A 16,913-nucleotide genomic window follows, 5' to 3' on the forward strand; every position below is an offset into this window, starting at 1 on the left:
CGCAATCGCGGCGATGGTCAGCGAATCGAATCCCAACCGGAATGATGGCGACGATCTCTGCCGCTGCGACGGTCTTCCTTGGCGGGCTCGAAGCGGATTTCCTCGCGGCGGTCCCGCTGTTTGCGGCGGTCACCACCCTTGCGGCGCTCCGGCCCCGTGTAGGGTGCCCTCGGCTTGTCCAGATCGAAGACCATCGGTTCCCCCTGCCGGCAGTCGGGCGACACTTGCCCTTCTCGGTTAGAACGGCAGGCGCAGCGGGAACCGGGCAGATCGGAGGTACGCGCGCAGCGGCCCGGCGCGTTTTTTGCCCCGGCGGCAGACCTTCAACCTCCACCCGCGCGACTTTTCGCCCCGGCGACGGACCTCCACACCTCCGCTCGCGAGACTTTTTGCCCCGGCGACGGACCTCCGCACCTCCGTTCGCGAGACTTTTTGCCCCGGCGACGGACCTCCACACCTCCGTTCGCGAGACTTTTTGCCCCGACGACGGACCTCCTCACCTCCGTTCGCGAGACTTTTTGCCCCTGCGACGGACCTCCACACCTCCGTTCGCGAGACTTTTTGCCCCGACGACGGACCTCCTCACCTCCGTTCGCGAGACTTTTTGCCCCGACGACGGACCTCCGCACTCCGTTCGCGAGACTTTTTGCCCCGACGACGTACGAGCAGCCCGGCGCGCGGTTATCCCCGCCCCTGCGCGAAGCCCGCCAGCGCTCGCACCAAAAAAGAAGGGCGGAGCCAAAGCCCCGCCCCTTCCTTCATCCATTTACCGCAACCCTTACTGCCCGATGTGCTGCTTCAGCCAGCCATTCACGGTGTCATGCCACTGCACCGAGTTCTGCGGCTTGAGCACCCAGTGGTTCTCGTCCGGGAAGTACAGGAACTTCGATTCCACGCCCTTGCGCTGCAGCGCGCTGAACAGCGCGATGCCCTGCTCGGCCGGAATGCGGAAATCCTGCTGGCCGTGGATCACCAGCATCGGCACCTTGAAGTTGGCGACGTGGTTGGCCGGGTTGAACTTCTGGTAGCCCTGCGGATTCTCGTACGGCGTGCCGCCGTTCTCCCATTCGCTGAACCACAGTTCCTCGGTCGCGTAACCCATGGCGTTGTTCTCGAACACGCCGTCGTGGCTCACCAGGCACTTCCACGGCGACTTGCCGTCTTTGTCGTACCAGTTGCCTTCGATCCAGTTGACCATGAAGCCGCCGTAGCTGGCGCCCAGCGCGCAGGCCTTGCCGCCATCGAGGAAGTCGTACTTCGCCTGCGCCGCGGCCCAGCCCTTCTGCAGGTCTTCCAGCGGGCGGTCGCCCCAATGCTGGCTGATCGCGTCGGTGAAGGCCTGGCCGTAACCGGTCGAGCCGTGGAAGTCGATCATGACCACCGCGTAGCCTTGGCCAGCATAGGTCTGCGGGTTCCAGCGGTAGCTCCAGCCGTTGCCGAAGCTGCCCTGCGGGCCACCGTGGATCAGGAAGGCAACCGGGTACTTCTTCCCGGGCTGGTAGTTCCACGGCTTGACCACGTAGCCGTGCACCGTCTCGTTGTTCCAGCCGACGAACGTGAACTGTTCGTAGTCGCCGAACTTCACGTCCGGCAGCATCTCGCCCGCGCTCTGCGTGATCGCGCGCTCATGCTCGCCATCGGCCGAGGCCACGAACAGCTGGTCGCCGCTGCGGATGGACGAACGCGCGAACGCCAGCGTGTTACCCGCCAGTACGAAGGCACCGATCGAGCCGTCGCCTTCGATCACGCGCTCGACTTCGCCGGTTGCGATCGACACCGAGAACAGCGGGTGCTGGCCCAGCTCCTGTGCGCGCGTGTAGATGCGCGTGCCATCGGCGGACAGCACGATTTCATCGGCGGACGCATCCCACTTGCCGTCGATCTCGTGGGTCTTGCCGGTGTCCAGCGCCATTTCCATCAGCGCGAAGCGGTCGGCCTCGAAACCGGGACGACGCATCGCGCGGTAGTACAGCGTCTTGCCGTCCTTGCTGAAGACCGGACTGGTGTCCCATGCCGGGTTGGCGGCGGTGAGGTTCTTCGCAGCGCCGCTGCCGTCGGCGTTGACCAGGTACAGGTCGAAGTTGGTCGACCACGGCTCTTCGCGGCCAGCCTTGCGTGCGCTGAGCACCAGCTGCCTGCCATCGGGGGACCACTCGAATTCACCGGCATCGCCGAAGGGTTTCGACGGCACGTCGCCGATCACGTCGGCGCCGACCAGAGTGCCGGTGGTGAGCTTGGCCTTGCCGTCGCCCAGCGCGGTGACGAACACGCGGTTGAGGCGGCCATCGTTCCACGCATCCCAGTGGCGGATGAACAGGCGGTCGAACACCTTGCCGGTGGTCTTGGCCTTGCCCTGCTCTTCCATGCGCTTGGGGCTGCAAGCCAGGTCGCTGCCGCAATCGACGAAGGCTTCGACGCTGAAGGCCAGCTGCTTGCCATCGGGCGAGAACTTGTAGCTGCCGATGTCGGTGGGGAAGTCGGTCAGCTGCTTCGGCGTGCCGCCGGTCGCTTCGATTGCGTAGAGCTGCATCGAACCGGACTTCGCGCTGAGGAAGTAGACGGTGGCGCCGTCGTTGGAGAACGCCGGCGAATTGACGTTCCAGCCTTCCGGGGTCAGGCGCACCGGCGGCGCCGCATCACGCGCGAACAGGTCCTCGACCCACAACGCGGTGCTGGACTTGTTGGCGGCGAAATCCACGACGCGTTTTGCGAACACCAGCTTGCGGCCGTTCGCCGAAAGCGTCGGCGAGGACACGCGGTCGAGCGTGGCGAGGTCGCGGACGTCGAAACCGCGCGCGGCGCTGGCATCGGGCGAAGGCAGGGCCGCAGCGATCAGCAGCGGCAGGACGGCGTGGCGCAGGTTCATCGGAACTCCGGGAGCGGAAAAACGAAGGGGCCGATGTTAGGCGGCCCCACCCCCGTGTCGCAAAGGCCGGCGGTCACGGTCCGGACCACCCGCCAGATGCGGCCAGCCTCGGGCCGGGTCCGGTTGAATCAGACCGCCTTGAACCGGGGCCCGCCGTGAACCGGCCCCGGTCCAGCAGCCGGCGGCTCAGGCCAGGCTGCGGCGACCCAGTCTCTCCACCCACAGGTACATGCCCAGCACCACCGCCACGAACGCGGCGCCACCGATCCAGAAGGCCATGTCGGCAAATTCGTCGCCGACCAGCGCCAGCGGGAACAGGTTGAAGGCGACGATGCCGGCGATCACCACGCCGACCAGGCCCTCGCCCACGATCATGCCGGAAGCCAGCAGCACGCCGAGCTGCTTGGTCGACTCGGGATTCTTCGCACGTTCCGCGCGCTTGTCGTAGATCGCGCCGACGATCGCGCCCACCACCACCATCAGCGTCGCCGAGGTGGGCAGGTAGATGCCCAGCCCCACCGCGAGCGGCGACAGGTGTGCCGACTTGGTGGTGCGGCGCAGTACTTCGTCAATGACGATCAGCACGACGCCGATGCCGGCCCCGATCTGGATCAGGCTCCAGTCGATGTTGTTCTGGATGACGCCCTGCGCGAGCGCGGAGATCAGGCCCGCCTGCGGCGCGGCGAGCGCCACCTTCGGGTCGACGCCCGGTGCACCGGCGAAGCCGTACGCCTTGTTCACCAGGTCGAGGATCAGCGGGATGACGGCCGCGCCGGCGATCACGCCGACGACCAGCGCCCACTGCTGCTTGGACGGCGTGGCATCGACCAACTGGCCCGTCTTGAGGTCCTGCAGGTTGTTGTTGGCGATCGCCGCAACGGTGAACACCACCGCGGTCACCAGCAGCGCGAACGCGACCAGGCCCTTCTCGTTGCCCGGCGCCATCAGCGGCTTGATGCCGAACACCAGCAGCAGCGCCGCACCGATCACCACCAGGATGCCGATGCCCGACAGCGGGCTGTTGGACGAGCCGATCAGGCCGGCCATGTAACCGCACACGGTCGACACCAGGAAGCCCATGACCACGATGTAGATCAGGCCGCCGATGACCAGCGACGCGGTGTGCGCGCCCAGGCCGGTCTGCGTGGCGAACTGCACCAGCAGGAATGCGAGCGGCACGAAGCACGCCACCATCACCATGCCGACCACGCCGATCGGGATGTCGTGTTCGGTGCGCGGCAGCGAGGCGAGATTGCCCGCCGCGCGGACCTTGGCCGCCGCCATCGCGGAAGTCAGGCCGGTCACCACCGGCTTGACCAGCTTGCCCAGCGTCCAGATCGCGGCCACGCCAATCGTGCCGGCGCCGACGAAGCGCACCTTCGTGCTCCAGATGGCACCCGCGATGTCCTCTGCACTGCCCGTCGCCGCGTGCGCGAGCGCCGAGAAATGCGGTACGCCCCAGGCCCAGCCGATCACCGCGCCGAGCAACATCGCGATGCCAACCCACAGGCCGACGAGGTGACCGACCGCGAACAGCGCCATCGACAGCGCGAAGTCGAAGCCGCTGACACCATCGCCCACCTTGAAATACGCCTTCACGTCGCTGGCGAACACGCGCGTCGCCACCACTATCGAAAAAGCTGCCGCGACGACCGCACCCCAGATCACCGCGAGCAGACCGGCGCGGCTTTCTTCGGCGCCGTGCACGGTGCCTTCCGCACCGGGGCTGCCAACCTTCAGCACTTCGGCGCAGGCCACGCCTTCGGGGTATGGCAGCTCGGAGTTGGTCACCAGCGCGCGGCGCAGCGGGATGGAATACATCACGCCGAGGATGCCGCCCAGCGCGCAGATCGCGAACGACACCCAGTACGGGAACCCGGTCCACCAGCCGATGATGATCAGGCCCGGCAGCACGAAGATGATCGAGGACAACGTGCCCGCCGCCGAAGCGACGGTCTGCACGATGTTGTTCTCCTGGATCGTCGAATCGCGGAAGTTGCGCATCAGCGCCATCGAGATGACCGCCGCCGGGATCGAGGTGGCGAAGGTCAGGCCGGCCTTGAGGCCGAAGAACACGTTGGCCGCGGTGAACGCGACGGTGATGACGATGCCGAGGACGAGACCGCGAATGGTCAGTTCGGTTCGCGGCTCGGCAGGGTTGGGGATCGGGGTGGACATGGGCGGGGTTCCCTCGAAGGACGCCGCAGTATCGCAGACGACCCGCGGGCCGGGTGGTTGTAAGCCCTTGCTGCTGGCCCAAGCGCCAAACAGGACCAGATTTCGCCAGCCGGAGTCGAACGTTTACCATCCTGCCGCCGCAGGACGCGGCGTCAAACGAGACACATGCTCATGGAGATGCGTTTTCATCATGCAAATGGCCCTGGCAATATTGATGGCCACTTCTTTGCCGGCAAACGCCGAAGACACAGTGAACGTGAATGGCACGGAATATCACTGTGAAAACACGTGCGTGGTTACCACAACTTCCTCGGGACGAACTTCTATTTCAGACTCTCTGGGCGGCTGGATCCACAGGCATCTGATCGGTCGTCAGTAACTCAACGGGGCACATGCAATGGACGCAAAGCACACATCGAAAGCCCTTTGGTTTTTGCTAGGGATTGGTTTTACTGCCGCCGCAGGCACTGTTGTAGTCAATGGCACTACTTGGGAGTGCCAACATTCCTGCACCGTCACCACGTATCCCAACGGTGGCGCGATGGTGATGGATTCGGCAGGCGGCTGGATCCGGCGCCAGCCGGCACGGGAGTGACGAGATGAACGCCAAGAACACTATCCTTCTAGCTCTTACGGCCCTGTTGGGCCTTGCCGCGTGGAAGCTGCTACCTCTCACATCCAGGAGCGAATCCGAGCCCGCGCAAACACAATCGCTGGCAGCCGAACGCGACACGACGGCTCTGGACATGCAGGCTCCCGACGGATCCGACACCCCGAACGCCAGCGTCGCGCCAGTCGTTCGATCGCCCGCTTCGACCGCCGGCGGCGCCGGCGATGCCAAGGCGCGGCTCTTCGGCTCCCCGTTCGAAGCAAGCCTGTTGACTGATGGGCTGGTCAATGACCGTGCCATCCAGCTGCTGGAAGCAAAGGATTTCGACCAGGTAGTGGACCAACTGGACGCGCAGAACAGCGGACAACGCAACACCATCGGTGACAAGTACCGCGCACAGATCGAGAACACCCTGGCATCGTTCAGGAAACAGGCGCAGCTGGATCGCCTTGCCTGTGGCGTGAACGTATGCGTTGCGTCGATCACGGACAGGGAACCTGGCACCTGGTTCAACGACTGGTACGACAACATCCAGTCGGCGGCCACCTTGCCCATAGGCGCACTCTCCATGTTCGATGTCGATCTTCCCGGTGGAACGTCAGAGCACCGGATACTGTTCACGACTCGACCCGAATCCGCCGGCTTCATCGTAAAACCCGTTCCCAGGCACTAGCAGCGAATGGCCCGCCGATTGGCGGGCCATTTGTTTTTGCGGGGCTTCAACCGCCTATCCCTGGCGCGCCATGTGCCGGCGTGGAGCAGGCCGCTGCCCCAGCAGTTCCCGCCGCTATACTCGCCCGCACTCAAGCGCCACGTCGGCGCGCTGGTATCAGGAGCGCCGGATGGCCGTGACAACGCAGGACCCGATCTCCGGCCGGGTGGCCGCGCATCCGGTGACGAACGACGACTTCCTCGGCCATCCCAAGGGCGTCTACGTCTGCTTCTTCACCGAGATGTGGGAGCGCTTCTCCTTCTACGGAATGAAGGCGCTGCTGCTGCTGTACCTGCTGGAACACCACAAGTTCGGCGACCGCATGGGCCTGGACGTCCTGGGCGCCTACGGCGGACTGGTCTACTGCGTGCCGGTGATCGGCGGCCTGCTGGCCGACCGCTACCTGGGCATGCGCAAGGCGGTGGTGTTCGGCGGCCTGCTATTGGTCGCGGGCCACGCGGGCATGGCCATCGAAGGCCACGCGGCCACGATCGTGAATGGTGTGGTGACGCGCGACGAAGGTGCGCTGCGCGCGTTCTACCTGTCGCTGGCATTGATCATCATGGGCGTGGGCTTCCTCAAGCCGAACGTCTCGACGATTGTCGGACGCCTGTACGCCGAAGGCGATCCGCGTCGCGACTCGGGCTTCTCGCTGTTCGTCGCCGGCATCAACCTGGGTGGCCTGTTCGCCTCCATCGTCTGCGGCTACCTCGGCAAGGCTTACGGCTGGAAGTACGGCTTCGGCGCGGCCGGCATCGGCATGCTGCTGGGGCTGGCGCAATTCCTGTGGGGCCGCAAATACCTGCGCGACATTGGCGACCCGCCCAAGCCGCTGGCGCGCGGTCGCGAGTGGTCGATCTATGCGTTGGGCGTCGCCGGGCTGTTCCCGGTGGCGTGGCTGATGCGGGCAGTGACACAGATCAAGCTCGACGCGAACACCATCGAGTGGACCTACTACATCGTGGTGATGGCGCTGGCCGGCATCGTGTGGACGATGTGGCACGGACTGCGTCGCGATGATGCGCAACCGCGCCCGCTCGTTGCGTACGCGCCGTCGCTGCTCGCCTTCGCGCTGGGCGGTGTCGCGGTGATCTGGCTGTCCAGGCAATCGGGCGTGCTGCAGTTCTTCGTGGAGGAAGCCACCATCGCACTGGTGCTGATGTCGGCCGTGTTCCTGTTGGTTGGCTTCTGGTACGTGGGCTTCGTCACCCGCGGCTGCACGAAGGTCGAAGCCCAGCGCATGGGCGCGATGATGGTGCTGATCTTCGCCGCGCTGGTGTTCTACACCCTGTACGAACAGACCTACGGCTCATGGGTGACCTTCACCGACCGCCTGCTGACCAAGGACCTGGTGCCATCGCTGGTCGTGCGCGACGGCACGCCGTGGCCGTGGTCGATCGCCGCGCTGCTGCTTGCACCGATCGCATTCATGGTGGCGTCCACGATGTCGGATCGGAACCCCGCCTCCTCGGCACCGAAGCTGCTGTTCTGGGTGTCGGTGATCGCGATGATGGTGGGCCTGATGCGCGATGCGCTGGTGCTACCGCAGAACGCGGGCTCGCTGAATTACCTGGGCTCGCTGTTCATCGTACTGTTCGCGCCACTCTTCGCCGTGGTGTGGACGTGGCTCGACAAGCGTGGCCTGGACCCGTCGAAGCCGACCAAGTCCGCACTGGGCCTGTTGCTGGCGGGCCTGAGCTTCCTGCCGCTGATGTGGGCCGCGCAGCACGTCGGCGCCACCGGCACCATGGCCAGTGTGTGGTGGCTGGTCGCCGCCTTCGCCGTGCTGGAACTGGGCGAGATGTGCCTGTATCCCGTCGGCCTGTCGGCGGTGACGCAGCTGTCGGTGCCGCGCGTGGTGAGCCTGATGATGGGCACGTGGTTCCTCGCCACTGCGTTCTCCGAGACGCTGGCGGCGCTGTTCGGCAAGCTCGCCGCGATCGAGGTACCGGAAGGTGAAACCCTGAACGTCGTCGAGGCCGCGGCGAAATACGCCGACCTTTTCACACTGCTGATGTGGATTGGTATCGGCTGCGCAGTGATCGCGCTGCTCGCGGTGCCGCTGCTGCGGCGGATGATGCACGGGGTGAAGTAGCCGCACTGCACTGGTGCCACCTGGCCTCCAGTGCAGCGAGTGCGGAGCGATCATCGTCTGCGCTGCAACGAAGGGAGGCGGCAACCGCCTCCCTTCGCAATCGACTTATTTCGCCGCGTTGGCGCCGCCGTCCGCGGCCTTCGCCATCGCACCGCCCAGGTACTTCGACAGGAATGCCAGCAGGTGCGTGTAGTACTCGCGCTGGTGTTCCGGCGTATAGAAGCCGTGGCCCTCGTTTGGGAAATACAGTGTCTCCACCGAGCCACCGGCCTCCTTCAGCGCGGTTTCCATCAGTTTTGAATGCTTGATCGGGGCGCGCTGGTCGTCGCCGCCGGCCGCCAAGAACACGGGGGCCTTGATGCGTCCAGCCAATCGATTGGGAGAAGCATCGGCCACGTCCTTGGCATCGCCCAGCCACTCCTTGAGGAAGGTCTCCCCGGACCTGCGACTCTGCACGTCGCCCTTTTCGTACATCATCGGCAAGTCATACACGCCGACATAGCCGACTGCGCACTTGTACAGATCGGGCTCCTTGGCCACGCCCATCAGCGACGCATAGCCGCCATAGCTGGCGCCATAGATACAGATACGCGAGGCATCGGCGATGCCCTGCTGGATCGCCCAACGGGTCGCATCGGTCAGGTCATCCTGCATGGTCTTGCCCCATTGGAGCGCGCCAGCGTGTTGGAACGCGCGGCCGTAACCGCCTGAACCGCGGAAGTTCACCTGCAGTACCGCGTAACCGGCATCGGCCAGCATCTGCGATTCGATGTCGAAGGCCCAGATATCCTGGATGCCGAAGGGGCCGCCGTGCGGGTTGACGACCATCGGCAGGTTCTTGCCTTCGGAACCGCTCGGCACGGTCAGGTAACCGTGAATGGTCAAGCCGTCGCGCGTGGTGACGCTGACCGGGCGTCGCGTCGCCAGCTTCTTCGGGTCGAACCAACTGCCGCGGCTCGATACGAACTCGGCCTTGTTGGACTGCGTGTCGAAGACATAGAACGTGCCGGGGGCACGATCGCTCGACACCTGCAGCAGCAACAGCTTGCCGTCTGTCGTCTGCGACGTGATCACGACATGACTGTTGGGGAAGGCCGCTTCCAGGCTGCGCTGGAATTTCGCTTCGCGCCCATCGTTGTCGAAGAAGGCGGTACGCGTCGTTCCGTCCATGAACAATGCGCCGACGGGAACGCTGGAACCAGGACGACGGATCAGCGCGTACGGATCGGTGTCGTCATCGCGCAGCACTTCCTTGCGCGTGCCGGTGTCCGGGTCGAACGCCACGATGGCATCGGGCCCCTTTTGCTGCTCTACCTGCAGGAACGCCGTCTTTCCGTCCGCGGAAAAGCCGATAGGCCTTTCCTCGTGACCGGACGTGCTCTGGTCGTTGATCTGTTGCCACGGAGCGTCCGCGCCAGCGCGGTAATAGACATGCTGGTTGTTGTCGGCCCCCGAACCGGAGGCGAAGCGCACGACCCCGCTATCGTCCGTAACGAACGAACCATGCGGCGCGGGTGAACGCACGAGCGTAGTGCGGCGACCGGAGTAGACGTCCATCAGCTCGGCAATGGGATTCGGGTCGGAAAACGAGTGCGCCGAGATCACCACGTGCTGGTCGTCGTCCGGCAACGTATCCACCAGTTCGGCCGCGACCATCTGGTTCTTTCGTGTCTGCCTCGAATCGGCGCGCACGCCTACGAGGGTGTCGGCGTGGGTGCCGTCGGCATTGATGGCGTAGAGCTCGCCCATGCTCTGCGGCTGATCCAGCGAGCCGAGCTGCTCGGCGATGCTCACCAGCACGCGGGTCGGATTGACCCACCAGAACCCGATGACGTGGGTGTTCTTGCCGTAACCGACTTTCGCGGTCACTGAATTGTCGCTGCGCCGAAGGATGACCAGTGACGTACGGTCTTCCTGCGGCACCGTGGCGGCGTAGTACTCGCCGGTGGGCGAGATCTTGATGCTGTTGAAGATGTCCTTGTGGATGTACGCGGCGACGTCCACCGTCGCCGCCGGCTCCGCCATTGCCGGCGAAGCGGCCAACAGCAAGCCAATTGCGCCATACCCCAGTGCCTTGATCATGTGTTCTCCCTGACGAGCAAGTTGCGCCGGACCCGCGCGGTCGCGAAGTCCGTGGTGAACCTGCGATGCGATACCACCATGCATCGAAGGGTTGGTACGTATTGCATCACTTTCCGCCGGCACCTGCAGTCGCCGTCTCCCCACCCAGGTGTCGCGACAGGAACGCCAGCAGGCGCGTGTAGTACTCGCGCTGGTGTTCCGGCGTGTAGAAGCCGTGACCTTCGGTGGGGTAGTACAGCGTTTCCACCGGAACGCCCGCCTTGTTCAAGGCGGCCTCCATCAACTTGCTGTGCTGGAGCGGGGCGCGTTCGTCCTCGCCGCCGGCGGCAAGGAACACCGGAACCTTGATCCGATCCGCGATGCGGTTGGGAGAGACGGCTGCAATCGCATCCTCTTCTCCGATCCAATCCTTCAGGAACGTCTTGCCCGAGCCCCACTCCTGCGTAAGGCCCTTGGTGTAGCGCAACGGCAGGTCGTAGATGCCGACGTATCCCACGGCACACCGGTACAGGTCCGGCTCCTTCGCCACTCCCATCAGGGCGGCATAGCCACCGTAGCTGGCGCCATAGATGCAGATGCGCCTCGGATCGGCGACGCCCTGCTGGGTTGCCCACCGCGTTGCATCGGTCAGGTCGTCCTGCATCGCGCCGCCCCACTGCCTGGCGCCGGCCTGCGAGAACGCATGGCCATAGCCGCTGGATCCACGGAAGTTGACCTGCAGCACGGCATAGCCCGCGGCGGCCAGCAACTGTGTCTCCTGGTTGAATTCCCAGTAGTCGCGTGCACCGAACGGACCGCCATGCGGCAGCACAACCATCGGCAGCCCCTTCCCCGACGAACCAACCGGCACAGTCAGGTAGCCGCTCAGCTGCAGTCCGTCCCGCGCGGTCAATGAGATCGGCTGCATGGGCGCGAGACTGTCAGGCGCGAGCCAGGTCCGGCTGCTCATCAGCAGGTCCGCTTTCTTCGCCTCGCGATCAAAGACGTAGTAATCGCCGGGATTGCGATCGCTGGACGCACGCACCAGCGCCAACTTCCCGTCGGCCGTGCTCGATGAGATTTCCGGGATGTTCCCGGCAAACGCGGCACCCAGGCTCTTGTACAGGCGGGACTCGGGCAGCGAGTCGTCAAAGAAGGCCAGGCGGGGCTTGCCATTCATGAACTTGGCGCCGATGGGCTCCACGCCGCCGTTGCGGTAGAAGATTTCGACCGGATCGGATACCGCATCACGCAGGATTTCCTTGCGTTCGCCGGTAGCGACATCGAAGGCCACGATTGCGTCGGGACCCTTGTCGTGTTCGACCTGCAGGTATGCGATCCGGCCGTCAGCGGAAAGCCCCAGTGCATGTTCGGCATGACCGCTCACGGCCTCGTCGTTGATGAGCTTCCAAGGGGCATCCTGGTTGTCCCGATAGAACAGCTTGTTTACGAGGTCCTCACCGTAACCCTGGGCGAAACGGACCACGCCCTGCGCATCGGTGATGAAGTCGGCATTGCGCACCGGCGACTTACCCAGCATGGCGCGCTGGCCGGTGTAAACGTTGAGTTTTTCGATACTCGGCAGCGGGTCATCGCTGAAATCGAACGTCTGCACCAGGATGAAGCGATCGTCGGCCGCAAGCGGATCGATCATGAGGGCGGCGACCCTCTCCACTTTCTTGTACTGGATGCGCGTATCGCCGCCACGCGCTGCCACGCGTTGGCCGATCAGGTTCTCGACCTTGCCGCCATCCGCGTCGATGGCATACAGCTCGCCCGTGGGGATTGGCTGCTCCAGTCGTCCCTGCCTGTAGGCCATGCTCATCACCAAGCGCCCGGGATTGACCCAATCCACGCGGTTGATGTGCTGGTCCTTGCCGAACTCAACCGAGGCCGTCACCTTCCAATCGCTGCGCCGACGGATGATCAACGCCGTCGCGTCATCCAGCTCCATCGTAGCGGCCAGGTACTCACCCGTCGGCGATATCCGGACGCGTTCAACCTGGTCCTCCTTGAGGAACGCATCGATATCCACGCCTTTGGCGCCCTCGGCTGCATGTGCGCAACCCATGGCAACGATCAACGCCAGTGCGCAGATTCGAACAATCGTGCTGTCACGATCCATGTACCCATTCCCCCCAAACAAGCAAGTGTGAAAGTTGCGCTGCCGACCCGCGGCCAGCACTCAGGCGTCGCGATCCAGCGTAGCGGTCAAGGCTGCGCGCCAGCCAGGCAGCGACAACCCGTACTCAGCGCTCAGCTGCGTGGAATCCAACACCGAGTACGCGGGTCGCCGCGCACGCGTGGGATAGTCAGCCGTCGTGATCGGCACCACGCGCGGACGACGGGTCATGAGCCCGCGCTGCACGGCTTCATCGAAGATCGCTTCGGCAAATCCGTGCCAGCTGGTCTCTCCGCTCGCCACGAGATGCCGGATGCCGGATTCGACAATTCCCTGCTTCAGGACGTGTGCGGTGACATCGGAGATCAGCCACGCAGGCGTGGGGCTGCCACGCTGGTCGGCCACCACGCGCAGCTCTTCGCGTTCCGCGCCGACGCGCAGCATCGTGCGCAGGAAATTGCTGCCGCGGGTCGCGTACACCCAAGCCGTGCGCAGGATCAGGTGCTTCGCGCCGCTCGCCTGGATGCCCTGTTCACCCGCGAGCTTGCTGGCACCGTACACGCCGAGCGGGGCGGTCGGCTCGTCTTCGCGATACGGCCGTGTGCCACTGCCGTCGAAAACGTAATCCGTCGAGTAGTGCACCAGCGTGGCGTGGCGTTGTGCGCACAGGCGGGCGAGCTCGGCAGGGGCGTGTGCGTTGGCCTTGAACGCGAGGTCCGGCTCGTCTTCCGCGCGGTCCACGGCGGTGTGCGCTGTGGCGTTCACCACGACGTCAGGAGCGGTGCGATCCATCAGCGCGGCAAAGGTTTCCGGCGCGTACAGGTCGAGCGCCTCGCAGGCGGCACCGCTGGCCAGACGGCCATCGCGCGTCGTCACAACGACCTCGCCCAGCGAAGCCAGGCTGCGCTGCAGCTCGTGACCCACCTGGCCGTTGCCTCCCAGCAGCAGGATCTTCATGGCGCTCAACCCTGGTAGATGGGCAACCGGCCTTCGGCGACGTCCGCGAGCATCGGGGCACGCGTGTCCTTTTCCGACAACTGTGGCGCACCCACCGGCCAGTCGATGGCCAGCGAGGGATCATCCCAGCGGATGCCGGCATCGGCCTTCGCATCGTAGGTGGCGGTGCACAGGTAGGTGAAGATCGCGCGTTCGCTGAGAGTAACGAAACCATGCGCAAAGCCTTCCGGGATCCAGAAGTGGCGCTTGTTCTCCGCACTGAGCACCACGGCGGTCCACTTCCCGAACGTCGGTGAGCCGCGTCGGATGTCGACTGCGACATCCCAGACTTCGCCCTCGATCACCGAGATGTACTTGCCCTGCGGATTGGGCCACTGGTAGTGCAGTCCGCGCAGCACGCCCTTGCCGGAAGACGACACATTGCCCTGCGCGAACGCCGGCTTCAGGCCATGCGCCGCCATCTTGTCGATGTTGAACGATTCGTAGAAGAACCCGCGCGAGTCGCCGAACACCTGCGGCTCGATCACGACACAACCAGGCAGGTCAGTTTCGATGATCTTCATGGCGATGCCTTCAACCCACGCGTCCATGTTCGAGCAAGCTCAACAGGTACTGGCCGTAACCGTTCTTGGCGAGCGGCCTGGCGAGGTCGCGCAACTGCGTGGCATCGATCCAGTTATTGAAGTAGGCGATCTCTTCGGGGCAGCACACGCGCAAGCCCTGGCGCTTCTCGATCGTCTCGATGTAGGTCGACGCCTCCACCAGCGATTCGTGCGTGCCGGTATCCAGCCACGCGAAACCACGGCCCATCTTCTCCAGCTGCAGCGAACCGTCGTCCAGATAGCAGCGGTTGAGATCGGTGATCTCCAGCTCGCCGCGCGAAGAAGGCTTGAGCGCGGCGGCGTAGTCGCTGGCGCGGCCGTCGTAGAAATACAGGCCGGTGACCGCATAGCTGGATTTGGGTTGCGCCGGCTTTTCTTCCAGTCCGACGACCTTGCCGGTCGCATCGAACTCGGCGACGCCGTAGCGCTCCGGATCCTTCACCCAGTAGCCGAATACCGTCGCACCGTCGTCGCGGCCGGCGGCACGCTGCAGCAGTTCGGTCAGTCCGTGGCCGTAGAAGATGTTGTCGCCGAGCACCAGGCAGCTGGGCTGGCCCGCGACGAATTCGCGACCGATCAGATACGCCTGCGCCAGCCCGTCCGGACTGGGCTGCACGGCGTATTCGATCTTCATGCCCCACTGCGAGCCATCGCCCAGCAGGTTCTTGAACAGCGCCTGCTCGTGCGGGGTGTTGATGATGAGGACTTCACGGATGCCCGCCAGCATCAGCACGCTGAGCGGGTAATAGATCATCGGCTTGTCGAATACCGGCAACAGCTGCTTGCTGATGGCCTGGGTGATCGGATACAGGCGCGTGCCGGAACCGCCGGCGAGGATGATGCCTTTACGCTGGGTCATGAAATCCACATTTCACACGTTCAGATGGGGAACCGCGTCGATGTCCGAAAAACCACAGACGCGGCACTTCAGGCCGCGGCGCCGATCCGCTCCAGGCGGTAGCTGCCGTCCAGCACGCGCTGCACCCACGGCTGGTTACCCAGGTACCAGTCGACGGTGCGGGCCATGCCCTGCTCGAAGGTGACGGTCGGCGCCCAGCCGAGCTCGCCCTGCAGCTTGGACGCGTCGATCGCATAGCGGCGGTCGTGGCCGGGGCGATCCTTGACATAGGTGATCAGCGATTCCCGCGCGCGACCGTCGGCCAGCGGCTGGCGCTGGTCGAGCAGCGCGCAGATGGTCTTCACCACGACGATGTTCTGGCGTTCGGCGTCGCCGCCGACGTTGTAGGTCTCGCCGATGCGACCGGCTTCCAGCACGCGGCGGATCGCGGCGCAGTGGTCGCCGACGTACAGCCAGTCGCGCACGTTCAGGCCGTCGCCGTAGACCGGCAGCGGCTCGCCCGCCAGCGCCTTGGCGATGACCAGCGGAATGAGCTTTTCCGGGAACTGATACGGGCCGTAGTTGTTGGAGCAGTTGGTCGTGAGGACCGGCAACCCGTAAGTATGGTGGAACGCGCGGACCAGATGGTCGGACGCGGCCTTGGACGCGGAGTACGGCGAATTCGGCGCGTACGGGGTCTCTTCGGTGAACTTGCCGGTGTCGCCCAGCGTGCCGTAGACCTCGTCGGTGGACACATGGAGGAAACGGAAAGCATCGCGCGCGGGGGCGTCGAGCGCCTTCCAGTAGTCGCGGGTCTTTTCCAGCAGGGTCAGCGTACCAACCACGTTGGTCTGCACGAATGCAGCCGGGCCGTCGATGGAGCGGTCGACGTGGCTTTCGGCGGCGAAGTTGATCACCGCGTCGGGGCGGTGTTCGCGCAGCAGCCCCTCGATCAGGGCGGCATCGCCGATGTCACCCTGCACGAAGACGTGGTCCGGATTGCCATCGAGGGAGGACAGCGTGTCGCGGTTGCCAGCGTAGGTCAGGACATCGAGATTGATCACACGTACGCCGCTGCGCACGGCTTCAAGGACGAAATTGCCGCCGATAAAGCCGGCGCCGCCGGTCACAAGCCAGGTTGACACGCTAAAGCTCCTAAACGCTGGACAGGAAAGTCCGGGCGTCGCTTCCAGCGGCGCCCGATTGCAAAAGGTGTACGGGGATCAGAACGGAATGTCGTCGTCGGCAAAGTCGGAGCCGAAGTCGTTGGACTTGGCGGCCGGGGCCTCGCGACGCGGTGCGGCCGATGCGGCCGGACGCGACTGGCGCTCGCCGCCGCTGAACTCGCGACGCGGCGCGCCGCCTTCACCGCCCGAGCGGCCGCCGAGCATCTGCATCTCGTCGGCGATGATCTCGGTGACGTACTTCTCCACGCCATCCTGGCCGGTGAACTTGTCGTAGTTGATGGAGCCTTCGATGTAGCACTGGGAGCCCTTCTTCAGGTACTCGCCGGCGATCTCGCCGAGCTTCCCGAAGAACTTCACCCGGTGCCACTGGGCCTTTTCGATCTGGTTGCCTTCCTTGTCCTTGCGCACGCTGGTGGTGGCCAGGCTGATCGTAGTGACGGCCATGCCACCTTGGGTGTACTTGGTTTCGGGATCGTTGCCGAGGTTGCCTACCAGGATGACCTTGTTGATGCCACGTGCCATGAATTGCGAGTCCTGTGCTGTCGCCGGGGAGTTGGCGACTGACATTGGAGTATACCCGCAGGCCCGCGACAGTCAGGCGGGGCCGCCCCGCCGTGTCGGGATAATCCGAAACGGGTCGGGACGCCGCCGATCCCCTGGTAATCAGTACCCGACAGAGGCGGCG

12 protein-coding genes are annotated in these 16,913 nt (G+C 64.8%); 2 read left to right on the plus strand and 10 right to left on the minus strand.

All coding sequences use genetic code 11. From position 1 onward, the window contains the following. Window positions 1-17 precede the first annotated feature (17 nt). The 3 genes from ACYVD7_RS00170 to ACYVD7_RS00180 form a co-directional block, all read right to left on the minus strand. A complete protein-coding gene (locus ACYVD7_RS00170; protein WP_460757920.1) occupies window positions 18-194 on the minus strand; it encodes a hypothetical protein in 177 nt (58 codons plus the stop codon). A 584-nt stretch (window positions 195-778) separates the two neighbouring features. Next, window positions 779-2,866, minus strand: a complete 2,088-nt coding sequence (locus ACYVD7_RS00175; RefSeq protein ID WP_460757922.1) for a S9 family peptidase — start codon at window positions 2,864-2,866, stop codon at window positions 779-781. 186 nt (window positions 2,867-3,052) lie between these two features. Continuing rightward, window positions 3,053-5,044 carry an OPT family oligopeptide transporter gene (locus ACYVD7_RS00180; RefSeq protein ID WP_460757924.1) on the minus strand — a complete coding sequence of 664 codons (1,992 nt, stop codon included), beginning with the start codon at window positions 5,042-5,044 and terminating at the stop codon, window positions 3,053-3,055. Window positions 5,045-5,643: 599 nt separating this feature from the next. Here ACYVD7_RS00180 and ACYVD7_RS00185 point away from each other — a divergent pair. After that, on the plus strand, window positions 5,644-6,327 hold the full coding sequence (locus ACYVD7_RS00185) for a hypothetical protein (RefSeq protein WP_460757925.1): 684 nt from the start codon (window positions 5,644-5,646) through the stop codon (window positions 6,325-6,327). 205 nt (window positions 6,328-6,532) lie between these two features. Beyond that, a complete protein-coding gene (locus ACYVD7_RS00190; RefSeq protein ID WP_460758711.1) occupies window positions 6,533-8,461 on the plus strand; it encodes a peptide MFS transporter in 1,929 nt (642 codons plus the stop codon). Window positions 8,462-8,566: 105 nt separating this feature from the next. On the opposite strand, the gene ACYVD7_RS00195 is transcribed toward ACYVD7_RS00190, so the two are convergent. The 7 genes from ACYVD7_RS00195 to ssb all read right to left on the minus strand — a co-directional run bounded on the left by ACYVD7_RS00195 (window position 8,567) and on the right by ssb (window position 16,750). Next, window positions 8,567-10,486, minus strand: a complete 1,920-nt coding sequence (locus tag ACYVD7_RS00195; protein ID WP_460758713.1) for an alpha/beta hydrolase family protein — start codon at window positions 10,484-10,486, stop codon at window positions 8,567-8,569. Between the two features lie 163 nt (window positions 10,487-10,649). After that, complete coding sequence (locus ACYVD7_RS00200) at window positions 10,650-12,647, minus strand: alpha/beta hydrolase family protein (protein ID WP_460757927.1); 1,998 nt, start codon at window positions 12,645-12,647, stop codon at window positions 10,650-10,652. A 60-nt stretch (window positions 12,648-12,707) separates the two neighbouring features. Next, window positions 12,708-13,601, minus strand: coding sequence for a dTDP-4-dehydrorhamnose reductase (gene rfbD / locus ACYVD7_RS00205; RefSeq protein ID WP_460757928.1), 894 nt, complete (start codon window positions 13,599-13,601; stop codon window positions 12,708-12,710). 5 nt (window positions 13,602-13,606) lie between these two features. Continuing rightward, window positions 13,607-14,164 (minus strand): dTDP-4-dehydrorhamnose 3,5-epimerase, encoded by a 558-nt coding sequence (gene rfbC / locus ACYVD7_RS00210; RefSeq protein WP_460757930.1) that lies wholly within the window; start codon window positions 14,162-14,164, stop codon window positions 13,607-13,609. A gap of 10 nt (window positions 14,165-14,174) precedes the next feature. Then, window positions 14,175-15,062, minus strand: coding sequence for a glucose-1-phosphate thymidylyltransferase RfbA (gene rfbA, locus ACYVD7_RS00215; RefSeq protein ID WP_460757931.1), 888 nt, complete (start codon window positions 15,060-15,062; stop codon window positions 14,175-14,177). A 68-nt stretch (window positions 15,063-15,130) separates the two neighbouring features. Next, complete coding sequence (rfbB, locus tag ACYVD7_RS00220) at window positions 15,131-16,186, minus strand: dTDP-glucose 4,6-dehydratase (protein WP_460757933.1); 1,056 nt, start codon at window positions 16,184-16,186, stop codon at window positions 15,131-15,133. A 78-nt stretch (window positions 16,187-16,264) separates the two neighbouring features. Then, entirely contained in the window at window positions 16,265-16,750 is a 486-nt protein-coding gene (ssb, locus tag ACYVD7_RS00225) for a single-stranded DNA-binding protein (protein ID WP_460757935.1), read from the minus strand. Window positions 16,751-16,913 lie beyond the last annotated feature (163 nt).

Source organism: Lysobacter fragariae, assembly GCF_054779775.1.